Source organism: Phenylobacterium sp. (assembly GCF_037189685.1).
GTDB lineage: Bacteria > Pseudomonadota > Alphaproteobacteria > Caulobacterales > Caulobacteraceae > Phenylobacterium.
On the sequence record NZ_JBBCIT010000005.1, the window covers coordinates 55,410 to 76,555 of the forward strand.

18 protein-coding genes are annotated in these 21,146 nt (G+C 71.8%); 8 read left to right on the top strand and 10 right to left on the bottom strand.

From position 1 onward, the window contains the following. Positions 1 to 138 precede the first annotated feature (138 nt). Both WG212_RS02930 and WG212_RS02935 read right to left on the bottom strand, forming a co-directional pair. Positions 139 to 3,708 (bottom strand): CHAT domain-containing tetratricopeptide repeat protein, encoded by a 3,570-nt coding sequence (locus tag WG212_RS02930; protein ID WP_337185567.1) that lies wholly within the window; start codon positions 3,706 to 3,708, stop codon positions 139 to 141. A 322-nt stretch (positions 3,709 to 4,030) separates the two neighbouring features. Next, entirely contained in the window at positions 4,031 to 5,209 is a 1,179-nt protein-coding gene (locus WG212_RS02935; protein ID WP_337185568.1) for a GGDEF domain-containing protein, read from the bottom strand. A 277-nt stretch (positions 5,210 to 5,486) separates the two neighbouring features. Between WG212_RS02935 and WG212_RS02940 the strand changes: the two genes are divergently transcribed. Next, positions 5,487 to 6,479 (top strand): hypothetical protein, encoded by a 993-nt coding sequence (locus WG212_RS02940; protein WP_337185569.1) that lies wholly within the window; start codon positions 5,487 to 5,489, stop codon positions 6,477 to 6,479. On the opposite strand, the gene WG212_RS02945 is transcribed toward WG212_RS02940, so the two are convergent. After that, a complete protein-coding gene (locus WG212_RS02945) occupies positions 6,433 to 7,704 on the bottom strand; it encodes a phage tail sheath subtilisin-like domain-containing protein (protein ID WP_337185570.1) in 1,272 nt (423 codons plus the stop codon). The two genes, WG212_RS02940 and WG212_RS02945, sit on opposite strands and share 47 nt — an antisense overlap. 136 nt (positions 7,705 to 7,840) lie before the next feature. Here WG212_RS02945 and WG212_RS02950 point away from each other — a divergent pair, with 136 nt between their 5' ends. Beyond that, positions 7,841 to 8,572: an SDR family oxidoreductase gene (locus tag WG212_RS02950; RefSeq protein ID WP_337185571.1), complete on the top strand. Its 732-nt coding sequence runs from the start codon at positions 7,841 to 7,843 to the stop codon at positions 8,570 to 8,572. A 30-nt stretch (positions 8,573 to 8,602) separates the two neighbouring features. On the opposite strand, the gene WG212_RS02955 is transcribed toward WG212_RS02950, so the two are convergent. Next, on the bottom strand, positions 8,603 to 9,139 hold the full coding sequence (locus tag WG212_RS02955; protein WP_337185572.1) for an OsmC family protein: 537 nt from the start codon (positions 9,137 to 9,139) through the stop codon (positions 8,603 to 8,605). A 174-nt stretch (positions 9,140 to 9,313) separates the two neighbouring features. Between WG212_RS02955 and WG212_RS02960 the strand changes: the two genes are divergently transcribed. Beyond that, positions 9,314 to 9,772, top strand: coding sequence for an excalibur calcium-binding domain-containing protein (locus tag WG212_RS02960; RefSeq protein ID WP_337185573.1), 459 nt, complete (start codon positions 9,314 to 9,316; stop codon positions 9,770 to 9,772). Between the two features lie 116 nt (positions 9,773 to 9,888). Here WG212_RS02960 and WG212_RS02965 read toward each other — a convergent pair whose 3' ends face one another. Then, on the bottom strand, positions 9,889 to 10,230 hold the full coding sequence (locus WG212_RS02965; protein ID WP_337185574.1) for a hypothetical protein: 342 nt from the start codon (positions 10,228 to 10,230) through the stop codon (positions 9,889 to 9,891). 351 nt (positions 10,231 to 10,581) lie between these two features. Here WG212_RS02965 and WG212_RS02970 point away from each other — a divergent pair, with 351 nt between their 5' ends. After that, on the top strand, positions 10,582 to 12,537 hold the full coding sequence (locus tag WG212_RS02970; RefSeq protein WP_337185575.1) for a penicillin-binding protein 1A: 1,956 nt from the start codon (positions 10,582 to 10,584) through the stop codon (positions 12,535 to 12,537). Further along, positions 12,537 to 13,256, top strand: a complete 720-nt coding sequence (locus WG212_RS02975) for an alpha/beta hydrolase (RefSeq protein WP_337185576.1) — start codon at positions 12,537 to 12,539, stop codon at positions 13,254 to 13,256. The genes WG212_RS02970 and WG212_RS02975 overlap by 1 nt, the downstream gene beginning before the upstream one ends. Before the next feature lie 27 nt (positions 13,257 to 13,283). Here the strand turns inward: WG212_RS02975 and WG212_RS02980 are convergent, their stop codons facing one another. The 3 genes from WG212_RS02980 to WG212_RS02990 form a co-directional block, all read right to left on the bottom strand. Continuing rightward, positions 13,284 to 14,024 (bottom strand): SprT family zinc-dependent metalloprotease, encoded by a 741-nt coding sequence (locus WG212_RS02980; RefSeq protein ID WP_337185577.1) that lies wholly within the window; start codon positions 14,022 to 14,024, stop codon positions 13,284 to 13,286. A gap of 63 nt (positions 14,025 to 14,087) precedes the next feature. Beyond that, positions 14,088 to 15,404, bottom strand: coding sequence for a polyhydroxyalkanoate depolymerase (gene phaZ / locus WG212_RS02985; protein WP_337185578.1), 1,317 nt, complete (start codon positions 15,402 to 15,404; stop codon positions 14,088 to 14,090). 86 nt (positions 15,405 to 15,490) lie between these two features. Then, positions 15,491 to 16,102: an SCO family protein gene (locus WG212_RS02990; protein WP_337185579.1), complete on the bottom strand. Its 612-nt coding sequence runs from the start codon at positions 16,100 to 16,102 to the stop codon at positions 15,491 to 15,493. Between the two features lie 50 nt (positions 16,103 to 16,152). On the opposite strand from WG212_RS02990, the gene WG212_RS02995 reads away from it, so the two are divergent. The 3 genes from WG212_RS02995 (at position 16,153) to WG212_RS03005 (ending at position 18,924) form a co-directional block, all read left to right on the top strand. After that, positions 16,153 to 17,508: an ActS/PrrB/RegB family redox-sensitive histidine kinase gene (locus WG212_RS02995; RefSeq protein WP_337185580.1), complete on the top strand. Its 1,356-nt coding sequence runs from the start codon at positions 16,153 to 16,155 to the stop codon at positions 17,506 to 17,508. A 75-nt stretch (positions 17,509 to 17,583) separates the two neighbouring features. Then, on the top strand, positions 17,584 to 18,141 hold the full coding sequence (locus tag WG212_RS03000) for an ActR/PrrA/RegA family redox response regulator transcription factor (RefSeq protein ID WP_337185581.1): 558 nt from the start codon (positions 17,584 to 17,586) through the stop codon (positions 18,139 to 18,141). A 126-nt stretch (positions 18,142 to 18,267) separates the two neighbouring features. Then, positions 18,268 to 18,924, top strand: coding sequence for an HAD family phosphatase (locus WG212_RS03005; protein ID WP_337185582.1), 657 nt, complete (start codon positions 18,268 to 18,270; stop codon positions 18,922 to 18,924). 34 nt (positions 18,925 to 18,958) lie between these two features. Here the strand turns inward: WG212_RS03005 and WG212_RS03010 are convergent, their stop codons facing one another. Both WG212_RS03010 and hflK read right to left on the bottom strand, forming a co-directional pair. Then, positions 18,959 to 19,852: a protease modulator HflC gene (locus WG212_RS03010; protein ID WP_337185583.1), complete on the bottom strand. Its 894-nt coding sequence runs from the start codon at positions 19,850 to 19,852 to the stop codon at positions 18,959 to 18,961. Next, positions 19,849 to 21,009: an FtsH protease activity modulator HflK gene (gene hflK, locus WG212_RS03015; protein ID WP_337185584.1), complete on the bottom strand. Its 1,161-nt coding sequence runs from the start codon at positions 21,007 to 21,009 to the stop codon at positions 19,849 to 19,851. Before hflK ends, WG212_RS03010 begins: the two co-directional genes overlap by 4 nt. Positions 21,010 to 21,146 lie beyond the last annotated feature (137 nt).

Consider the following 21,146-nt stretch of genomic DNA (forward strand, 5'->3'; position numbering starts at 1 on the left):
ATCGCCGCTGCGCGCTCGCCGCGGGCCCTGCCAGCCACGTAGGCGCCGCCGTTGCCGCCTCCACGGCGTTCGGCGCCATGGGTCTTCTGGCGTTGGTGGCCTTCCTGCGGCGGCCGCTCGTGGGACGGTCCGGCCCGCTCAGTCCCCGGCGCTGACCAGCACGAACGGCGCCCACGAGCCGGGATGAGCCCAGATGGGAGACCAGCCCGGCAGGGGCCGGCCATCGCGCGATCGACCGGTCCGGACGGCGCGCATGGCGGCCTGCAGCGCCTGGGCCTTCGAGAGGCTCGGGTCGGCGCGCTGCAGGGCGATGGTCTGGACGGTCAGGGCCGCGGTGACGTCGTCGCCGACCTGCCAGTGGGAGACCATCAGCGCGCTCGCGCCGGCATAGAGGAACGCCTTGGCCAGTCCGGACAGGCTCTCGGCCCCCGGCGTCCCGTCGGCGGCTGCGGTGTTGCAGGCCGACAGGATGACCCAGTCCGCCGACAGCCGCAGGCGCGCCGCTTCCGACGCCGTGAGCAGGCCGTCGTCCTGGGCGGTCGGCACGGCGGGCGGCGTGAGGACGAGTCCGGGCTCCTCGAGGCCTTCCAGCGTGCGGGGCAGGAGGCCGTGGGTGGCGAAGATCACGACCTGGGCCTGCGCCAGATCGGGGGACGCCTTCACCGCCGCCTCGGTCGCCTGCGGCCCCATGTGGAGCGCCGAGGCGGGCGCGCCCAACGCCCGGGCCATGGCCTGCAGTTCGACGCGCGTGCCCGGCAGGGCGGCCAGCCCCTGGCGCAGGACGGTCGGATCGGCCAGGGCGGCGCCTTCCGCGCTGAGCCCGCGGAACGCCCGCAACGCGCCGCGCGTGGCGCCAGGCGCCTCGTAGCCGGACAGCACCGGGTCGCCGTAGGCCGCGAGCGGGTGGCGACCAGGGTCGGGCCTGGCGGCGCTCAATGCGCGCAGGCTGGAGACGGAGGGCAGGGTGACCAGGGCGTAGCGATCGGCGAGCCAGGGCGCGTCGGCCAGCGCACGCGCACCCCGGGCGCCCGATGGGGGCGGCGCGGTCTGGAGCACACCGAGCGGCAGTCCGCTCAGTGGACCCGTCGAGACCACGTAGAGCGTCCGGACGCCGGCCAGCGCGGCCTCCACCGGCCGCACAAGGTCGCGATAGAGGCCGTAGGCGGCGTGGTGGTCGAAGCCAGGCAGGTCGTCGTCGCCATCCTCCGCGGCGCGCGGCGGCGCCTGGCACGTATCCGGATCGGTCTGGCAGCGCAGCGTCGACACGGCGGCGGCCACGCTCCCGGCGCCGCCCGCCACGCGCCGCCAGGCGACCCTCGACCGGCTCACGGCGAAGACATGCAGGTCCGCGTTCGAGGGGACGACGAGCAGGAGACCTTCGCCGGGGCCGAGCCGCGCCTGCACGGCCTGGATGCCCAAGGCCTCGGGCGAGACCAGTTCGGCGTAGCGTGGAAAGCGCGCGCGGATCTCGGCCTGAAGCTCCAGCAGTTCCTGGGTGGACCGGGCCAGGGCCTGGCGCATCGCGGAGATGTTGGCGGCGTCGTCCTGGCCCAGGGCGGCGAGCAGCCGGGTGTCGTCGCCCCGTACGATGACCGAGAGGTTCTGTCGCCGCCGCACGACGTCGGCGAGCCCCGCCCTGCCGGCGGCCACCCGCGCCGCCGCCTGCGCCAGCGCTTCGCCCGCGGCGGACTGGTCCAGGTCCTGCGCGGCCAGGAAGGCCTTGCCGCGCACGGCGGCAAGGTTGCGCGGGGCGGCTTCCGCCAGGCCGGCGGCGGCCGCCAGGTAGATGCGGAAAGAGGCGCTGTCGCCGACGCGGACGGCGCCTTCGTCGCCCCGGTCGCTCGCCACGCCGCGCTCGCGAAGCCTCAGCCGCCGCGTCGAGGCGGCCGCGCGGGCGGCATAGGGTTCGGCCTGCGCGTAGCGGGCCTGGGCGTTGAGATTGAACGCCAGGTTGGCGTAGCCCACCGCCGTGTCCGGGTGCTCCGCGCCCAGGGCGCCCAGCCGGACGTCCAGCGCCTGCCGGTACAGCGCCTCGGCCTCTTGGAGCCGCCCCTGGCTTTCCAGAACCGCGGCCAGATTGTTGATGCTGGTGGCCGTGTGCGGGTGGCGCGCGCCCAGTTCTGCGGTCCGGATCTCGAGCGCCTGGCGATAGAGCGGCTCGGCCTCGGCATAGCGGCGTTGGGAGTCGAGGTTGTAGGCAAGGTTGTTCAGGCTGGTCGCCGTCAGCGGGTGCCGGTCGCCCAGAGCCTCGCGTCGGCCCGCCAGCGCCTGGCGATAGAGCGATTCGGCCTCGGCAATACGGCCCTGGTCGTCCAGATTCGCGGCCAGACTGTCTTCGCTGGCCGCCGTCAGCGGGTGCGGCTCGCCCAGCGCGGCCCTGCGGATCTGCAGCGCCTTTCGGAACAGCGGCTCGGCCTCGGTGTACCGTCCCTGCGCGTTGAGGACGGCCGCCAGATTGCCGTAGCTGCGCGCGGTTTCCGGATGGTCGTCGCCGAGGGCGGCCTGACGGATCGCGAGCGCCTTGTCGAGCAGCGGCTCGGCTTCGGCGAAGCGCCCCTGGTCCTGGAGGTTCACCGCGACGTTGTTGTAGCTGCTGGCGGTGGTCGGATGCGCTTCGCCCAGCGCCGCCCGCCGGATCTCCAACGCCTTGCGGTAGAACGGCTCGGCTTCCCCGTATCGCCCCTGGGCGTTCAGGTTGACCGCGAGGTTGTTGGCGCCGAAGGCCGTGGTGGGATGTTGCGCGCCGAGCGCGGCCTGAAACACCTCGAGCGCACCGCGCAGCAGGGGCTCGGCCTCGGCGTACCGGCCCTGGGCGTTGAGGTTGGCGGCGAGGTTGTTGCGGCTGGCGGCGGTGTCCGGGTGACGGTCCCCCAACACCGCCACGCGGATCTCGAGGGCCTCGGTGAGCAGCGGCTGGGCTTCGGCGAAGCGTCCCTGGTCGGCGAGATTGAAGGCCAGGTCGTTGAGGCCGGTCGCGACGCCCAGTTCGCGGGGCTCGGGCGCGGCGCGGCGAACCTTCAGGGCCTTGGCGAACAGCGGCTCGGCTTCGGCGTGGCGGCCCTGTGCATTGACGACCGAGGCCAGGTTGGCGAAGGCGGTGGCCGTCTCGGGCGCGTGCTCGCCCTGCGCCGCCAGGCGAACCTCCAGGGCCTTGCGATAGAGGGCCTCGGCCTCGGCGGCCTTGCCCTGGGCGCTCTGGTTGGCCGCCAGATTGTTGTAGTTGGTCGCGGTCGCGGCGTCGTGCTCGCCCAGCGTCGCCCGACTGATTTCCAGTGCGCGCCGGAGCAGGGGCTCGGCCTCGGCGTAGCGTCCCTGGCCGTCCAGCACGTAGGCGAGATTGCTGTAGCTCAGCGCCGTCGAGGCGTCGTGCTCGCCGAGCTTCGCCCGGCGGATCTCCAGCGCGCGGCGCAGCAGCCGTTCAGCCTCATCGTAGCGTCCGGCTTCCCCGACCACGTCGGCGATCAGGCTGAGCGACACGGCCACCCGGGGATCGCTCGCGCCATAGGCCCGCTCCTCGTAGGCCAGCGCCTGGCGCATGGCGCGCTCGGCGTCGTCCCACCGCCCGGCGGCGCGGGCTTCGAGGTAGACCTTCGACAGCGCCTCGACCTGCGCCGGGACGGGCGCCCAGGCGCCGATCAACAGACTGGCCGCGACGACCGCCAGCGCGCGATGCAGAGACGCCGCCCGACCTTGAAGGGAGATGCGCAAACTGTCGCATCCTTTCGGAAGGCCGTCTGGCCAGTCCAGATGACAAAGCCTCGCCAGCAGAAAGCATCCTCCGGACGGCGATGGAGCACGCGCACATCGAAGAGGGCGCCGTCAAGCCGTCCAGCGAACGCTGGATGTCCGATTCCGGACCGACGCCAACGTCCAGTGTCGGCGCAGACCCACGCTCTACATATCGCCTCTCGCCCGCGGGCCGCTATCCGCCGCCCCTTGCGCCCCCTTCCGCCGCGCCGGACGGCGTCCTCCCCTTGATCGGGGGAGGAGGGCCTGTGTCGGCGCGTCTGCGGGGATGCTGGCCCGCCGCCTAGCTCGCCAGGCGGACCGCCGCGGGCGAGGGAGCCTCGGGGGCGAGGCAGATGCGGTCGCGGCCGGCGTGCTTGGCGTCGTAGGTGGCCTGGTCGGCGCGGCGCAGCAGGTCGGAGAGGCTTTCGCCGGGGCGGAGCTGGGCGACGCCGGCGCTGACGGTCATGGCCGGCAGGCCCTCGCCCAGGCCGAGTGCGGTGCGGATGCGGACGGCCTCGGCGGCGAGCCAGGCGGTTCCGGCGGTGGCGCCCTCGATCAGCATGACGAACTCCTCGCCGCCCTGGCGGGCGGTGATGGCGGCGCCGGGGGCGGTGTCGCGCAGGACGGCGGCGAAGCCGGCGATCACCCCGTCGCCCGTGGCGTGGCCGAAGGTGTCGTTGACCCGCTTGAAGCGGTCGAGGTCGAACAGGGCCACCGCCATCGGCAGGCCGGTGCGCCGGGCGCGGGCCAGCGCGGCCTCGGCCCGGCGGTCGAAGCCGCGGCGGTTGGCGAGGCCCGACAGGGGATCGGTCTCGGAGGCGAGCTGGGACTCGGCGATCGCCTTCTGGGCCACGATCAGCAGCAGCAGGAGGCCGGCGGCCACCAGCAGGATGCCCGAGCTGGACTGGGAGATCATGGCGTAGGTGGTCTTGGTGTAGTCGGCGAACGTGCGGCCCGAGCCGAAGGTCATGGCGGCGAAGGGCTTCAGCAGGAAGTGGGCCGAGATCACGAAGAAGACGGCGGCGAGCGCCAGGTGCAGGGGTCCGCGCCGGTCGATGGAGAGGGTGGTGCGGGCGGCCAGGAGCGAGGCCAGGACATAGGCCGACTGATAGGCGAAGCCGTAGGAGGCCGTGTCGCGCTCGTGCTCCCAGATCCAGGCGCGGACGCCCAGGCCGTAGACCAGGATCGCGAGGATGGCGGCCCAGGGCGGGCGGCGGCGGTGGAAGATGGCGAGGCTGGCGGAAATGGACAGCGAGGCCAGCAGGAAGGCCGAGTAGCTGAGCACCTCGCCCAGCTCGGAGGCGCCGAGGACCGGGCCCAGGATGTCGCTGACCGGCGCCAGCATGCCGATCATGTAGCTGAGGGCGAACCACAGCGCCGCGCGCTGGGAGGCGTTGCCGGCGGCGATGATCGCGTAGCCGGCGGCGAAGAGGCTGCCCACCGCGATGTTGACCACCAGCACGACTTCGACGCCGGTCATGGATTTCCCCCTATGCGCGTGTCTATTGGTTTTCACACGCATGGCGACCATGGCGGGGAGGGCGTGAACGGGCCGTAAAAGGCCGGCCGGACCCGGCGCGTCGCGCAGGCGGGATGCGGGGGCGACGGCGGCGGGGTTGTAGGCGGGCGTCGGGCCAGGCTGGCGCCGGCCTGCGTCAGAAGCGGACGTGGACAGCCCCGCCGGCCCCCTGATCGGGGGAGGGCGCCGGCCCCGGGCGGTGATTTCTATGTCCCCGTCAGCATGGGGGCTCGATAGAATGGACATGAGGCGTGTGTGGGCGGCGGTCGCCGCGGCCCTGGCGTTGGCGGCGGCGCAGCCGGCGGCGGCGCAGGCGAATTTCCCGGTGAAGCTGTCGGGCTTCTCGGGCCAGAACCTTCGGGGCGGGCCGGTGGCCGTGCCCAGCTACCAGATCACGTTCTTCACCCAGCAGCAGGGGACGGCCTCGGGCGGCGTGCTGGCCAAGTCGCGCCTGACCACGACCCTGACGGGGATCAGCGCCGAGACGATGCGCGGCCTGGCCGACGAGGCCTATGCCGACCTCGTGACGCAACTCACCGCGGCGGGCGTGCCGGTCGTCCCGGAGGCCGAGACCCGGGCGGCCCTGGCGGCCTCGGGGGCGGACCTCACGCCCGGCAACGCCGAGGTCACCCGGATCGGCGCGGGAATCACCATCGGGGCGGGCGTGAAGAAGGCCTACGCGGCCTATGGCGCGGAACGGGCGCCGATGATCAAGGGGCTGCATGCGCCCGGGAACCCCACGGGCTTCGCGGGCATGGGCGCGCTGGCGGTGCAGGGCCGGCTGGGAACGATGGCCCGGTCGCAACAGTCGATCCTGGTGATGCCCTCGCTGGTGATCGATTTCGCCAGGACCGATGCGGCGGCGGGGCGCGACTTCATGGGCCGCGAGAGCGCGAGCGTGTCGAACAAGCTGCAGTTCGGGCTGATGGGTGTGAGCATGGCCGCCCTGTCGACCAGCATGAACAACGGCCGCGCCTCGACGCCGGGCATGATGCGGATGACCAAGGACCTGACCACGCCGGCGCCGTTCGGAACCCTGGCCACGGGTGAAGGGGCGGTGCGGGCGCTGTCGGTGACCAGCGTCACCAACCCCTACTACATCGAACAGGACACGGCCCGCGGCGACGCGGTGATCGCGGACCCGGCGGCCTGGACCGCGCTGGTCCGGGACGCCTACCGCGCCTTCAACGCTGCCGTCGTCCTCGAGATCCGGAAGGCGCAGGGCCGGTAGGGGGACCCGCGACACGGCCGGCGGGCGGCCCTGCCGGCTGAGCCGCGGCGACGATCCGCAGGACGATGAACTCGGCCGGCCGGACGACGGCGAGGCCCAGGCTGACGACCAGCCGCCCGTCGGCGACGTCAGCGGGGCTCATGGTGTCGGAGCCGCAGCGGACGAAGAAGGCCTTGTCCGGGGAGTCGCCGTGCAGGGCGCCGGCGCGCCAGAGCTCGACGAGGAAGTCCCGGGTCATCGCGGCGACGTTGGTCCACAGCGCGGGCGCGCTGGGCTCGATCGCCGTCCAGGCGAGGTTGCGGGCCAGCGACGCCTCCACATGGGCGACCAGGCGGCGGACGTTGACGTACCTGAACTCGGGGTCGGAACTCAGGGTGCGCGCGCCCCAGATGCGGATGCCGCGGCCGGACAGGCGCCGGATGCAGTTGACTCCCAGCGGGTTCAGCAGGTCCTGCCCGTCGGCGTTCACCTCGGCCTGGAGGCCCGTGACCCCCTTGGCCACGCGGTTGGCCGGCGCGATCCACAGCCCGCGCTCGACATCGGTGGCGGCGTAGGCGCCGCAGACGAATCCCGACGGCGGCAGGGCCAGGCGTCCGGACGGCGCGGCCTGTCCCTGGATCTCGCCCTGTCCCTGGGCTTCCCCGGGGGGCGCGGGGGCGGCGATCTCGACCCACGGATAGTAGAGCGCGGCGCGCCGGCTGTCGTAGGGCGCGCGGAAGGCGCGGACCTGGGCGATCGAGAGGCCGGGCGGCGGGTCGAGGACGGCGAAGCGGTGGCGGCCGGCCGCCTCGACGTGGGCGACCAGGGCGCTGGCGATCCGATGCGGCGTGTCGTCCGGCCCCGCCGCGGCGGCGGGCGCGGCGACCAGTTCGATGTCGGGCTCGGCGTCGAGGCGGGCCAGCGCCGCTTCGCAGGCCTGGGCGGACGTGTCGCCGGGTGCGACGGGCGCCACGTGCAGCACCCCGCCGCCGTTGTCGAAGAAGGCGCGGGCGGCGTGGGCGAGATAGTTGGTGACGGGCCCGTCCGGTCCGGCGAGGTCGGAGGCGTCGCCGTAGTGGCGCTCGAAGTCGGTGAACGACCGCAGCGCCGGCAGGGCCTGGGGATCGTCGGGCGCGGCGAGGGTTGGGCCGACGAAGGCGGTCACGCCGCTGGGCGCGGGCGTGACCGTCCGGGTCCGGAAGGAGGTTTCTTCGACGAAGACGCCGGGGGCGCGGTAGGTCGGCATGACCGGACGATGTTGGGCGGCGGGCGTCGGCGGGGCAAGCCCGACGACGCTCGACTCCCGACGCTTGACTCCCATCGCGTCGGCGGCGCGCCATTCCGGCCAGACAACGCGGAACGAGATGGGGCAGGAGGCGGCGATGACGTTGGGCGGCAAGCGGGTGCTGGTGATCGGCGGCGGATCGGGGATCGGCTACGCCGTGGCCGAGGCGGCCCTGAAGGACGGGGCGCAGGTGACCGTGGCGTCCAGCCATGCGGACAAGGTGCGCGGCGCCGCCGACCGGTTGGGCGGGGGTGCGCAGGCGGCCGTGCTGGACGTGACCGACGAGGCGGCGGTGGCGGCGTTCTTCGCGGGCCGGGCCGAGGCCTTCGACCACATCGCGTTCACGGCGGGCGACTGGGGCGGGCCGCGGCGCGGCCCCCTGGCGGATCTCGACCTCAACGCGGCGGCCGCCCTGTTCCGCGTGCGCTTCTGGGGGGCGCTGGCGGTGGCCAAGCACGCCGCGCCGAGCCTGGCGCCCGGCGGCTCGCTGACCCTGACCGACGGGATGATCGCGCAACGCCCGACCAAGGGCTCGGCGGTCTCGACGGCGATGGCCGGGGCGGTCGAGCATCTGACACGCGGCCTGGCGGTGGAGTTGGCGCCGGTGCGGGTGAACTGCGTCTGCCCCGGACTGATCCGGACGGGCGTCTGGGACCGGATTCCCGAGGGCGAGCGCGCGGCCGAGTTCGCGCGCCTGACCTCGCACCAGCTCCTGCCGCGGATCGGCGAGCCGACCGAAGCGGCCGAGGCCTATCTCTATCTGATGCGCGCCGGCTACACGACGGGGCAGGTGCTCTACGTCGAGGGCGGCAGCGCCCTCGGACGCTGAGGGCGCGAGCCTCTCGGGCGCCGCCGCGGGTCAGTCGCAGCACGCCTCGTCCATGTCGCGCTTGTGGTCGTCGCCTGCGATCTCCACGCCCGCGGCCTCGAAGACCTGCGGCGCCGGGACGTGCAGCGACGGCGGCTGGGCGGCGATGGTGATGATCTCGGCGCCGCGCTCCAGGCTTCGGTGAACGGGACAGCGTTCGGCGATCTCCAGGAGCCGGGCGCGCTGGCCGGCGTCGAGGGGTCCGATCAGGGTGATCTCGCGGGCGAAGCGGTCGCGGCCGTCCAGCCCGCTGCGCGCGTGCAGCACCCGAGCGGTGGCGTTCTCCAGCGGCCAGCCCTTGCGCTCGGCGTAGAGGCGCATGGTCATGACGGTGCAGGCGCCCAGGGCGGAGGCCAGGAGGTCATAGGGATTGGGCCCCGAGCCCAGGCCGCCGACCTCGACCGGCTCGTCGGCGACGAAGGTCGTCCCCGCGGCCCGGATCGCCACCTGGAAGCGACCTGCGCCGGTCTCCGAGACGACGACGGCCTCGGGATCGAGGTCGGTGGCGGACTCGGGGGAATGGGGCATGGATGGCCTCTCGCGCGAGGTGGGACGGCGCCGATCTGGTCCGATTTCGCCGACGATGGCCAGAGGCGGGTTTGCCGGCGGAGTGCTGACGGAAAAACAACCTGAAAGGGAGTGATGTGCGCATTAACCCCATGTGTTGAGTGTCGGTTAGGGGCGCGGCGTCGAGCGTGGGGCATGACCCGCGTTCCGCAGATCGAACGCCCGCTCGAGGGGCCCGCCGCCGCGGCGCGGCTGTCGCGCCTGAACCCCCGGCTTCGCCTCGCCGGCGGCTGGGAGCGCCGCAACCGGCTGGCGCGGGCGGGCAGGGCGTTGCTGACGGCCTATTGGATCGGGTGCCTGGCGGTCATCGGCCTGGGCCTGGACCGACTCTATCCGGGCTGGCGCGCCGGGGCGCAGGCCCTGGTGACGCCGAGCGTGGAGGCGAACCCCAGCGCCGGGATGTCTCTCCAGGGATGGTCGACGCCCCTGCCGGGACGTTGGGCGCGGGTCGGGCCGTTCCCGAACTGCGCGGCGGCCCACGCCGCCGGAATCTACAATATTCCGGCCGGATCGCCGGCCTACAGGCCGCAGCAGGACGGTGATGGCGACGGTTTCGCCTGCGAGCCTCCGCCGCTCGGCCGCCGGGGTTTCTGAGCGGTCCGCAGGTCGAAGAACGCGGCCCCCCGAGTCCAAAAAAAGAGGGCCGCCAGCATGGCTGGCGGCCCAGGCGTGACAGAAGCTCGACAGAGCTGCTGGGAGACTTGTGAGGCCTATTGAGCGGCCAGGGTCGCGCCGCTGTTCGCCTTGGCGACGGCCTTGGCGTTGCAGGCGGCCAGCTTGTCCTCGGCCAGGGCCTTGCGGCCTTCGAAGGACGCGATCACGCCCACCTTGTCGGCGACGGTCTTGCAGGTGGCGGTGGCGAAGGTCTGCGAGGTCGGGGCCGCGGCGACGCAGGTGTCGCCTTCGCAGTTGAACATGGCGCCGCCGGCGATGAACTTGGTCTTCTCGGCGATCGGGGCGGAAAGCTTGGCGGTGATCGCATCGGCGGCGAAGGCCTGGCCGGCGGTCAGGGTGGCGAGGGCGGCGCAGGCCGCAAGGATTTGGAGCTTCATCGAGCCCTCCAGCGTTCGGGGAGATGTCGGCGTCAACGATTTGAGTACCGGCCCCGCCCGCTGCGTCGGATCGCCTCGGGTTATCCCCTCCCTTGGCGCACTGCGAACTGAGCAATGCTAAGATAACGGTGTTAAGATCGAGGGCGCAACCGTAAAATAGCGCATGCCGCTATGCAGAAATGCAGAGCTGTGCGGCAAAGATGGCGTCGACGGCGGGAGTTCGCCGTGTTTCGTCCGGCGAGGGCGTCGGATGCCCCGGTCGTTCATGTCCCGTCAACCCTGTTTGGGGTTCGTTAGGGTTTTGTTATAGGCCGCGCGGGCGGCGGCAGAACGACAGGACCACGGTTCTTCATGGCCAACACGAAGTCGCCCGATGGCGACCGACCCCGGCGCTCGTTCCTGCAGCGCCTCGCCTACTGGACCCTGGTTCTGGGCGTCTGGGGGGTCATCTTCCTCGTCGCGTTCTTTGCCGTGTTCGCGGTCGACCTGCCCGACACCTCGAAGCTGTTCGAGGTGAAGCGCCAGCCCTCGGTCTCGTACCTGGACCGCTCGGGCGCGCTGATCGCGGTGCGCGGGAGCCAGTACGCCCCGCCGGTCGACCTGGACAAGCTGCCCGAGCACGTGCCCGAGGCGTTCGTCGCCATCGAGGACCGCTGGTACTACTGGCACTTCGGCTTCAATCCCTGGGGGATCGTCCGCAGCCAGATCTACAACATGCGCAACCAGGACGACGGCGGCCCCTTGCGCGGCGGCTCGACCATCACCCAGCAGCTCGCGCGCAACCTGTTCCTGACCCCCAACCAGAACTATCGCCGCAAGGCGCAGGAGCTGATCCTGGCCGTCTGGCTGGAGGCCCGGTTCTCGAAGAAGCAGATCCTCGAACTTTATCTGAACCGCGTCTATTTCGGCGCCGGCGCCTACGGCATCGAGGCGGCGTCGCAGCGCTACTTCGGCAAGCCCGCGGCCGAGCTGACCCTGGGCGAGAGCGCCCTCCTGGCCGGATTGATGAAGGGCCCTTCGCGCTACTCGCCCATGGCCTCGACCGACCGCGCCGCCCGCCGTGCGACGCTGGTGCTGGACGCCATGCAGGAGGCCGGCTTCATCACCGCGCAGGAGCGGGCCGAGGCCATCAAGAACAAGGTAAGGGTCAACCCCGTGCTGGCCAACCAGCGCGCGCAGTACTTCGTCGACTGGGTGGACGACGAGGTCCGGTCCCTTGTGGGCGAACCGACCGAGGACCTGGTGGTGGAGACCACGCTGGACCTGCCGCTGCAGGCCGGGGCCGAGCGCGCGCTCCAGGCGGGCGTCGCCGCCGCCAAGGACCAGGGCGTGCAGCAGGGCGCCCTGGTCTCGATCGACGGCGAGGGCCGGGTGCGGGCCTATGTGGGGGGCGTGAACTATCTCCAGAGCCAGTACGACCGGGCGACCATGGCCAAGCGGCAGGCGGGCTCGGCCTTCAAGCCGTTCGTCTACCTGACGGCGATGGAGCTGGGGCGGACGCCGTATACGCCGGTGGTGGACGAGCCCGTGAAGATCGGGACCTGGGAGCCGCGCAACTACACGGGCCAGTACCTGGGGCCGATCACCATCTCGACGGCCCTGGCGCAGTCGGTGAACACCGTGGCCGCGCGGCTGGCCAACGAGGTGGGCACGGCGAACGTGGCGGCGACGGCGCGCCGGCTGGGGATCACCTCTCCGATCCAGCTCGACCCGTCGATGGCGCTGGGCGCGGTGGAGGTGAGCCCGCTGGAGATGGCCCAGGCCTATGCGCCGTTCTCGAACGGCGGCTTCCTGGCCCGCGGCTATGGGATCGAGCGTATCCGCACCGCCAGCGGCCGGATGCTGTACGACCACGGCATGGCGCCGCCGCCCCGGGCGCAGGTCGTCCCGCAGCCGGCGCTGGCCTATACGGTGGACATGATGCGGGGCGTGGTCACCCACGGCACGGGGACGCGGGCGCGGGTGCCGGGCTACGACCTCGCCGGAAAGACCGGCACGACCAGCGACTATCGCGACGCCTGGTTCGTGGGATTCACGGGCGGTTTCGTGACCGCCGTATGGGTCGGCAAGGACGACAACACCCCGATGCGCCGGGTGACGGGCGGCAACGTGCCGGCGGGCGTCTGGCGCGACTACATGACCGCCGCCCTGCCGCGGCTGAAGGTGGCGCCGATCCCCGGCGGCCTGCCGCCGCCGCCGCCCGAGGAGGCGCAAGGGCCCATCGACCAGATCCTGGACGGGGTGACCGACTTCCTGCGGGGCGGTCCGCCGCCCGAACGCACACGGACCCAGGAACCCGTCTACTGATGCCCGCCGGCCGGGAGACCCGGATCGAGGCGCAGACCCCCTTCGGACCCGTCTGGTTCCGGGCGCGCGACACGGGCCGGCCCGTCCTGCTGTTCGTCAGCGGCGCCTTCGCGCCCGTCGACAATGTCGCCAACCTGCAGGACCTGATCCCCGGCGCCGACGTCTGGCGGGCGCACCTGCCGGGGAATCACGCGCCGCCCCTGATCGGCGAGAGCGTCGGACTGTTCGTCGCCGCCTTCGATGCGGCGGTGCGGGCCGCGCTGGGCGACCGCCCCGTGGTGGCTGCCGGGAACTCCACCGGGGCGCTGGTGGCCATGGGGCTGAAGGCCCCCAACATCCGGCGGCTGGTGCTGATCGAGCCGCCGCTGCGCATCACGCCGGGCGGGCCTTTCGAGTCCATGCGCGGCGATCCGCGTTTCAACCAGGGCGCGTTCATCGACAACATCTTCGGCGTCGGCCCCCGGGAGAGTACGCCGCGGGACTACTCCCATCTGTTGGCGGCGCTGGGTCCGCCGGCGCATGTCCTGATCGGGGGGCCGCCGGAACCCGGCGCGGAGACGGGCCCCAGCGTCGTGGACGACCTCACCCGCGCGGACCTCCAGTCTCATCCGCGCGTGCGGTTGTACCTGGTGCGAGGCGCGGGGCATCAGGTGCTGCCGCATGCGCCGGAGACCGTGGCGGAGGTCATGAACCGGGCGTGCCGCGAGGCCTTCGGGTGAGCCCCGCCTTCTGAGAGCCCTTCTTCACTATCGTCCGAACGCGTGGAGGCGGGCGCCTTCGGCGCGGAGCCAGTCGCGGTGGCGGCGTTCATCGCCGACCAGGGCGCGGACGTGGGCCCAGAAACGCGGGCCGTGGTTCAGCTCGAGCAGGTGGGCGCATTCGTGGGCGGCCACATAGTCGGCCACCTCGAACGGCGCGAGCGCGAGGCGCCAGGAATAGCGGATGACGCCAGGCGCGCCCCGCAGGCCGGGGCGGCACGAGCCCCAGCGGCTCTTGGCGTCGGCGACGCTCACCTTCGGCATGGGCGCGCCCAGGCGGGCGGCGTAGTGGGCGGTGCGCGCGCTCAGCACCTCCAGCGCCTTCTTCCGGAGCACGAGGACGACGGCGCGGGCGTAGCCTTCGCCCTCGCCCATGGCGGCGATACGGGGCGTGGAGCCGTCGGCGGGCTCGATCCAGCGCGCCCGGCCGGCGCCGGCCTCCAGCCGGACGGGGCGGCCGAAGACCTCGATGAGCAGGCCCGGCGCGAGCGGCGCGGCGTCGGGCAGTTCGGCCAGCCGCTCGGCGATCCACTGGGCCCGCTGGCGGGCGAAGGCGGCGGCCTCGGGCAGTCGGCGGATCGAGGGGGCGGTGGCCACGATCTCGCGCCGGGTCCTGTCCAGGCGCAGCGAGACGCGGCGCGCGCGGCGGTCCACCTTCAGGCGCACGGACGCGCCGTCCACATCCAGCCGGTCGCCGTCCGTGAGAACGGAACGCCCCAGGAGATTCATCGCACCAGACTCATCGCCGGCGAATCTAGGGGCTGGGCGGCGTTTCGCGAAGGGGAGGCGGGCTCAGGCCTTCCCGCCCTTGGCCCGCATGGGCACGACGTCGGCGGAACGGGGCGTGTCGCGCAGGCGCGGGATGTCGTGCTCCATGCGGCGGACGAAGGCGCGCACCCGGGGATAGATCTCCTCGCGGAACCGCTTGCCGTTGAAGACGCCGTAGTGGCCGACGTGGGGCTGGATGTAGTCCTCCTTCAGCTCGACCGGCAGGCCGAGGCAGAGGCGGTGGGCGGCCTGGGTCTGGCCGATCCCCGAGATGTCGTCGTTCTCGCCCTCGACCGTCAGCAGGCCGATGTCGGTGATCCGCTCGGGGCGCACGCGGCGGCCGTGGTGGACGAGCTCGCCCTTCGGCAGCAGGTAGCGCTGGAACACCACGTCGATGGTCTGGAGGTAGAACTCCTCGGTCAGATCGAGGACCGAGAGGTACTCGTCATAGAACTCCAGGTGCTTCTCGGCGCTGTCGCCGTCGCCGGCCATCAGCTGGGCCAGGTAGCGCCGATGCGCCTCCTGGTGCTTGTCGAGGTTCATCGACATGAAGCTGGCGAGCTGGACGAAGCCCGGATAGACGCGCCGGCCCGCGCCCAGGTAGGGCGGCGGCACGTTGTAGATCATGTTGGTCTCGAACCAGGCGAAGGGGCGGTCCTCGGCCAGCTTGTTGGTGACCGTCGGCGACAGGCGCGCGTCGATCGGCGAGCCCATGAAGGTCATGGAGGCGGGGCGGCACTCCTCCTTGTCCTCGGCCATCAGGGCGGCGGCGGCGAGCACGGGCGGGCCGGGTTGGCAGACCGCGACCACATGCGGGCGCGGGCCGAGCTGGCGCAGCATCTCGCGGATGTGGTCGATGTAGTCGTGGAAGTCGAAGCGACCCTCCACGATCGGGACGTCGCGGGCGTTGGTCCATTCGGTGATGAACACCTCGTGGTCCTGGAGGAAGGCCTCCACCGTGCCGCGCAGCAGGGTGGCGTAGTGGCCGCTGAGCGGCGCGGCGATCAGCACCGCAGGCTCCAGCTCGGTCTTCCCGGCGCGGCGCAGGTCGCTCATGTCGCGCGCGAAGTGGGTGAGCTTGCACCAGGGGGTCGACCAGACCGTCTGGGGCCGGACGCGCACGGCGCGGCCGTTGATGGTCACCTGGTCGACCATCCAGTCGGGCTTGCCGTAGCGGCGCGTCAGGTTCGCGAACAGGTCCGAGGTGGCGTAGAGCCTGCGCCCGAGGTCGCTTTCGGCGGCCGGGTTGAGCGGCGAACTCCAGAAATCGCGCGCGGCGAGCGCGCCCCACCGCATGGGGGAGGCGGCATAGTAGCCGGCTTCATAGAGGGCGTAGAGCATTCGGACCCCGCGTTTGTGCGCCGCAACATAACATGCGGGCAGTTAACGGGCTCCGCAAGACTCCGCTGCGTCAGGCCGCCCGCAGGTCAGCAGCTTTCGGCGCCGGCGCCCTGTTTCATGGCGGCCCTGATCTTCTCGGCCGTCTGTTCGGGCGTCAGCTCGTAGGGAAGCACGCAGACGTAACGGCCGCGCGGGCTCATCAGGTAGCTGTAGGCGGCGTGATTGACCGTGTAGGCGTCGCCTTCGCCGGACTTCTGATAGAAGACCCGATAGGCCTTGGCGGCGGCGGCCACCTGCTCGGGCGAACCGGTGAGGCCCACGACATTCCTCGGGAAGGCGTCGTTCTCCACGTACTGCTTCATCTGCGCGGGGGTGTCGCGCTCGGGATCGACCGAGATCAGGACAGCCTGGAAGTCCTTGGTCGCCGCGCCCAGCATCGGCTCAACCTGGCCCAGCTTGAACATGGTCGTCGGGCAGATGTCGGGACAGTGGGTGAAGCCGAAGAACACCACGCTCCACTTGCCCTTCAGCACATCCTGGTTGACCGTGCGCCCCGAGGTGTCGAGCAGTTCGAAGGGGCCGCCCACGAGCGCGGCCTGGGGTCCTGGCCCCAGAACCCCCCTGCGGACGGCAAGGCCCGTGAGGACCGCGAGTGCGAGCGCCAGGACCGCGATGAGGGCCAGGATGCGCCTGGACATGGAAGCCTTCCCTGCTGGCGGCGGCCGAGCCGCCGGACGAGGCTGAGGGCGTGAGCGACCGCGCCCTCCAGGCCGCGCGTCTCGATAAGGGCGCCGGCGCCGGCGCGCAAGACGTGTGGGACTCGGCCGAGATCCGCCGCGGACACCTGAGGGTGCGGACGCTGGTCACCCTGCGTTGGGTGGTGATCGCCGGCCAGGCGCTGCTGCTGCTGGCGATGGGCTTCGGGCTGCGCCACGAGGCGCCGTACCTGGCCTGCGCCCTGGTCGTGGCGGTGGGGGCGGCCGTGAACGGCCTGACGGCGCTCTCCTCGCCGCTCCAGAGGGTGATGGGCGACCGCGAGGCGATGGCCCATCTCTCGCTCGACATCCTGCAGATGTCGGCGCTGCTGGCCCTGATCGGGGGGACCGCCAACCCGTTCATCCTGATCCTGATCGCGCCGCCCACGCTGGCCGCCGCGACGCTGCCGCTCCGGCCGGTCTGGGCGCTCAGCCTGCTGGCGGCGGCGGCTTCGATCCTGCTCGCCGTGCTGGCGCTACCCTACCCGTCGGCCCAGCCCGAGCCACGGTTGACGCTGGAATTCCGGCTGGTGGCGGGCCTCGCCAACGTGGCCGGGATCGCCCTGGTGGCCAGCTATGTCCGCCAGTCGGTGGCCGAGGCCTCGCGCATGGCCCTGGCCCTGGACGTGACCCAGAAGGTGCTGGCCCGCGAACAGCGGCTGTCGGCCCTGGGGGCGCTGGCGGCGGCGGCGGCGCACGAGCTGGGCACGCCGCTGGCGACCATCTCCATCGTGGCCAAGGAAATGGCGCGCGAGGCGACCACGCCGAACGTCAAGGAGGACGCCGACCTCCTGATCGCCCAGGCCGAGCGGTGCCGCGAGATCCTGCGCCGGCTGGCCGCCACGCCCGACGCGGCGTCCGACGAGGTCCACGAGCGGCTGTCGCTGCGCCAGCTCGTGCAGGAGGTGATCGAGCCGCACGCCAATGCCAGCAAGGAGGTGCGCGTCGAGGCCATCGTCACCGGCGCCAAGGATGTGAAGACGCCGGACATCCGCCGCCTGCCCGAGATCACCCACGCCTTCACCTCGTTCGTGGAGAATGCGGTGGACTTCGCCCGCTCCGAGATCCTGGTGTCGGCGCGCTTCGACGCCGACAGCGTGACCATCGAGGTGCGCGACGACGGGCCGGGCTTCGCGCCCGAGATCCTGGCCAAGCTGGGCGAGCCCTATGTGACCAGTCGTCCCGGCGCCGAGGGATCGCGCACCGGCCACATCGGAATGGGCCTGGGATTCTTCATTTCGAAGACCCTTCTGGAACGAACCGGGGCGGTCGTGACGTTCCACAATGCGAAGCCACGGGGCGCGGTCGTATCGGCGCGTTGGCCTCGCGCTTTGGTTGAGGCTGTTTGAGTTGCCCGCAGCACGGCTTGCAGAAACGGCCTCAGGTGCGACATTCTGCCGCAAGCCAGAGGAAGGGACGCCCGCATGACCGACCTGTCCGCCGAAGTCGCCGCCCTGCCCGACAGGAGCCTCCTGGTGCTGGACGACGACGCGCCGCTCAGGACCCGCCTCGGCCGGGCCCTGGAGCAGCGCGGCTTCGAGCCGACGCTGGTCGGCAGCGTCCAGGAAGCGGTCGCCGCCGTGCGGGCGAAGCCCCCGGCCTACGCCGTGCTGGACATGCGCCTGGAGGACGGCTCGGGGCTGAAGGTGGTGGAGGCGGTGCGCGACGCCCGCCCCGACGCCAAGATCATCATGCTCACCGGCTACGGCAATATCGCGACGGCGGTGCAGGCGGTGAAGGCGGGCGCGGTGGACTACCTGTCCAAGCCCGCCGACGCCGACGACGTGGTCCGGGCCCTCCTGGCCAAGGGCGACGATGCGCCGGCCCCGCCCGAGAATCCCATGAGCGCGGACCGGGTGCGCTGGGAGCACATCCAGCGGGTCTACGAACTCTGCAACCACAATGTCTCGGAGACGGCGCGGCGCCTGAACATGCATCGCCGGACGCTGCAACGCATCCTGGCCAAGCGCGCGCCGCGGTAGCCCGTCGTCCGCGAGGGCAAGGTCGGCTGAAAAGACAGGGCCGGAAAAGGACAGGGCCGGAAAAGACTGGGCCCGGAGAAGATTGGGCCGGCTTCATCTCGGGTCCGGAGTCGGCTAGATCGGCGCATGGCCCTTCCGCGTCGTCCGAAAGCCGTCGTCTTCGACATGGACGGTCTGCTCGTGGACACCGAGACGGTGGTGTTTCGCGCCATGCAGCGGGCCGCGGGCCTGATCGGCGGCGAGATGCCGTTCGCCACCTTCCAGCGCATGGTGGGGCTCCAGCATGCGGCCAGCGACCTGATCCTGGTGGAGCACTTCGGCGCGGGCTTCGACCTGGACGCCTGGTCGCTCACCGTCAGCGGCCACTTCCGCGAGGAGCTGGCCGCCGGCATCGCGCTGAAGGCGGGGGCCGCCGAAATCCTGGACGCCCTGGACGACATCGGCATGCCCCGCGCCATCGCCACCTCGTCCAGCCTGGAGAGCGTGCGCGCGAGCCTCGGGCCTCACAGCCTGGTGGACCGCTTCCACGCGCTGATCACCCGCGACGTCCAGGTGAACGGCAAGCCGCATCCCGAGCCGTTCCTGAAGGCCGCCCACGCCCTGGGCGTCGACCCGGCCGACTGCCTGGCGCTCGAGGACAGCCACAACGGCGTCCGCGCCGCCGCGGCGGCCGGCATGATGACGGTGATGGTCCCCGACATGCTGGACCCGACCGAGGAGATGCACACCCTCTGCGTCCGCATCGCCCGCGACCTGCACGAGGTGCGGGGCTGGCTGGGCTGACGCGCCCTCCCGCCGCGCGGGAGGGACGTCGAAGTTACCGCGACCCGGCCGTCGGCCCGCGCTCGAAGTAGCGGAAGAAGGCGCTGTCGGGCGACAGGACCATCGTCGTCTGGCCGTCCGAGAAGCTCTGCTCGTAGGCCTGCATCGAGCGGAAGAAGGCCGCGAACGACGCATCCTTGCCGAAGCTGTTGGCGAAGATCCGGGTCCGCTGGGCGTCGCCCTCACCGGTGATCTGACCGGATTCCTCGCGGGCGGTGGCCAGGGTGACGGAAACCTCGCGGTCGGCGCCCGCGATGACCTCGCGCTTGCGCTGTTCGCCTTCGGCGCGGATACGGGCCGCTTCCTGCTGACGGGCGGTGGCCATGCGGCGGAAGACACTCTCGCGGGTGGCGTCGGGGTAGTCGGCGCGCTTGATCCGCACATCGATCACCTCGATGCCCAGGCCGGACGACTTGGCGCGACGGGCCATGTCGGCGCGGGCCTGCTGCATGATCTGCCCCCGCCGCTTCGAGACGATGTCGTCCTGCGTCGCCGAACCCAGCACCTCGCGCAGCGAGGAGTTGAGCAGGCGTTCGATGCGGTCGGCTGCGGTCGCCTCGTCGCGGAGGGTCCGGTAGAACTCCAGCGGATCGGTGATCCGGTAGCGCAGGAAGGCGTCCACGACCAGGCGGCCCTGGCCGGCGGTGACGATCTCTTCCTGGTCCGTCTCGATGGCGATGTTTCGCCGATCGAGCCGCCGGACGTCCTCGATCAGGGGGACCTTGACGTGCAGCCCGGCCTGCCGGCCGTTCGCGTTGACCACGCGCACGGGTTCGCCGAGGCGGACCACGATGGCCTGTTCGCGTTGTTCCACCACGTAGAGCGTCTGTGCGAGCATGATGGCCACGACGACGGCGACGACGGCCAGGGCGATCTGGCGGGGCGTCATTGGGCGGCCCTCCCTTGCGCGGGGGCGACGGGTTCGGCCTCGACCCGCGGTTGCGCCGCCGCCGGTTGGGCCCGTGGCCGGAAGACGTCGGGCGGCAGAATGATCGGCGCCGAGGCGCCCTTGGAGTCCACGATCACCTTGTTGGACGACTGCAGGATGCGCTGCATGGTCTCGATGTAGAGCCGGTCGCGGGTGACCCCCGGCGCACGGCGATACTCAGTGTAGATCTGGTCGAACCGGGCGGCCTCACCGGCGGCCTCGCGGACGGCCTGTTCGCGATAGGCCTGGGCGGCCTGGGTGATGCGTGCAGCGTCACCCTTGGCTTCGTTGATGACCCGGTTGCGATACCCGTTGGCCTCGTTCTCCAGGGCTTCGGCGTCCTGGAAGGCTCTCTGAACGTCGCGGAACGCGGCGGCGACGTCGGCGGGCGCCGTGGCCTTGCTGATCTGGACCTCGACGACGCTGACGCCGGTTCCCCAGGCGGTCAGGGTCCGCTGGATCACATCGGCCGTCTGGACCTGCACCTGGCCGCGGCCCTGGGAGATGATGCTCTCCAGTTCACTGCGCCCGACGACCTCGCGCATGGCGCTCTCGGCGACGGCCTTGACCGCATATTCCGGGTCCCGCGTGGCGAAGAGGTAGCGCGCGGGATCGGCGATGCGCCAGGTCACGCTGAAGGCGATATCGACGATCTGCTCGTCGCCGGTGAGCATCAGGCCTTCCGTCTCGGCGCCCGAGCCCGCGCCAACCTCGGTCCGCTTCAGGCTGGTGACCGGCACCTTCTCCACCCGCTCGATCGGCGCGGGCAGGTGGTAGTGCAGGCCGGGGTCCTGGGTGCGGGAGTAGGCGCCGAAGGTCAGCACCACGGCCTTCTCGTTGGGCTGCACGAGATAGAAGCCCGAGGCTGCCCACAGGGCCACCACCACGCCGGCGCCGATGGCGATGACGCGTCGGTTCGGCGGGCCGCCGCCACCACCGCCACCGCCGCCCAGCAGGTCGCGGATGCGGCGGCTGATATCCTCGAAGCCGGCGTTGAAGTCGGGACCGCCCGGCCGGCGGGGTCCGCCGCCGGAAGGTCGTCGCGGTTGCTCCCGCTTGTCGTCTCCGCCCGAGGGCGAACCCCATGGGCCGGGGTTGGCGTTGTCGTTCCAGGGCATCAGGCGATTTTCGCGGTGCTCAAGCAGGACCCTCTGTCCAGTCCATTCCACCCTGTTCCATAAAGCCCCTGGCGGGCTTGTAAACCGGCGCGGTCAGCCGGATATGAGTTTCCACACCCCATAAAGGCAAGACAGAG

What these genes read in the sequence shown, in the direction of transcription:
- WG212_RS02935 (WP_337185568.1), bottom strand. Translation starts at nt 5,209, where the DNA reads ATGACCGGCGTCGAAGTCGTGCTGGTGGTCAACATCGCGGTGGGCAGC.
- WG212_RS02940 (WP_337185569.1), top strand. Translation starts at nt 5,487, where the DNA reads ATGGACATGAGGCGTGTGTGGGCGGCGGTCGCCGCGGCCCTGGCGTTG.
- WG212_RS02945 (WP_337185570.1), bottom strand. Translation starts at nt 7,704, where the DNA reads ATGCCGACCTACCGCGCCCCCGGCGTCTTCGTCGAAGAAACCTCCTTC.
- WG212_RS02950 (WP_337185571.1), top strand. Translation starts at nt 7,841, where the DNA reads ATGACGTTGGGCGGCAAGCGGGTGCTGGTGATCGGCGGCGGATCGGGG.
- WG212_RS02955 (WP_337185572.1), bottom strand. Translation starts at nt 9,139, where the DNA reads ATGCCCCATTCCCCCGAGTCCGCCACCGACCTCGATCCCGAGGCCGTC.
- WG212_RS02960 (WP_337185573.1), top strand. Translation starts at nt 9,314, where the DNA reads ATGACCCGCGTTCCGCAGATCGAACGCCCGCTCGAGGGGCCCGCCGCC.
- WG212_RS02965 (WP_337185574.1), bottom strand. Translation starts at nt 10,230, where the DNA reads ATGAAGCTCCAAATCCTTGCGGCCTGCGCCGCCCTCGCCACCCTGACC.
- WG212_RS02970 (WP_337185575.1), top strand. Translation starts at nt 10,582, where the DNA reads ATGGCCAACACGAAGTCGCCCGATGGCGACCGACCCCGGCGCTCGTTC.
- WG212_RS02975 (WP_337185576.1), top strand. Translation starts at nt 12,537, where the DNA reads ATGCCCGCCGGCCGGGAGACCCGGATCGAGGCGCAGACCCCCTTCGGA.
- WG212_RS02980 (WP_337185577.1), bottom strand. Translation starts at nt 14,024, where the DNA reads ATGAATCTCCTGGGGCGTTCCGTTCTCACGGACGGCGACCGGCTGGAT.
- phaZ (WP_337185578.1), bottom strand. Translation starts at nt 15,404, where the DNA reads ATGCTCTACGCCCTCTATGAAGCCGGCTACTATGCCGCCTCCCCCATG.
- WG212_RS02990 (WP_337185579.1), bottom strand. Translation starts at nt 16,102, where the DNA reads ATGTCCAGGCGCATCCTGGCCCTCATCGCGGTCCTGGCGCTCGCACTC.
- WG212_RS03000 (WP_337185581.1), top strand. Translation starts at nt 17,584, where the DNA reads ATGACCGACCTGTCCGCCGAAGTCGCCGCCCTGCCCGACAGGAGCCTC.
- WG212_RS03005 (WP_337185582.1), top strand. Translation starts at nt 18,268, where the DNA reads ATGGCCCTTCCGCGTCGTCCGAAAGCCGTCGTCTTCGACATGGACGGT.
- WG212_RS03010 (WP_337185583.1), bottom strand. Translation starts at nt 19,852, where the DNA reads ATGACGCCCCGCCAGATCGCCCTGGCCGTCGTCGCCGTCGTCGTGGCC.
- hflK (WP_337185584.1), bottom strand. Translation starts at nt 21,009, where the DNA reads ATGCCCTGGAACGACAACGCCAACCCCGGCCCATGGGGTTCGCCCTCG.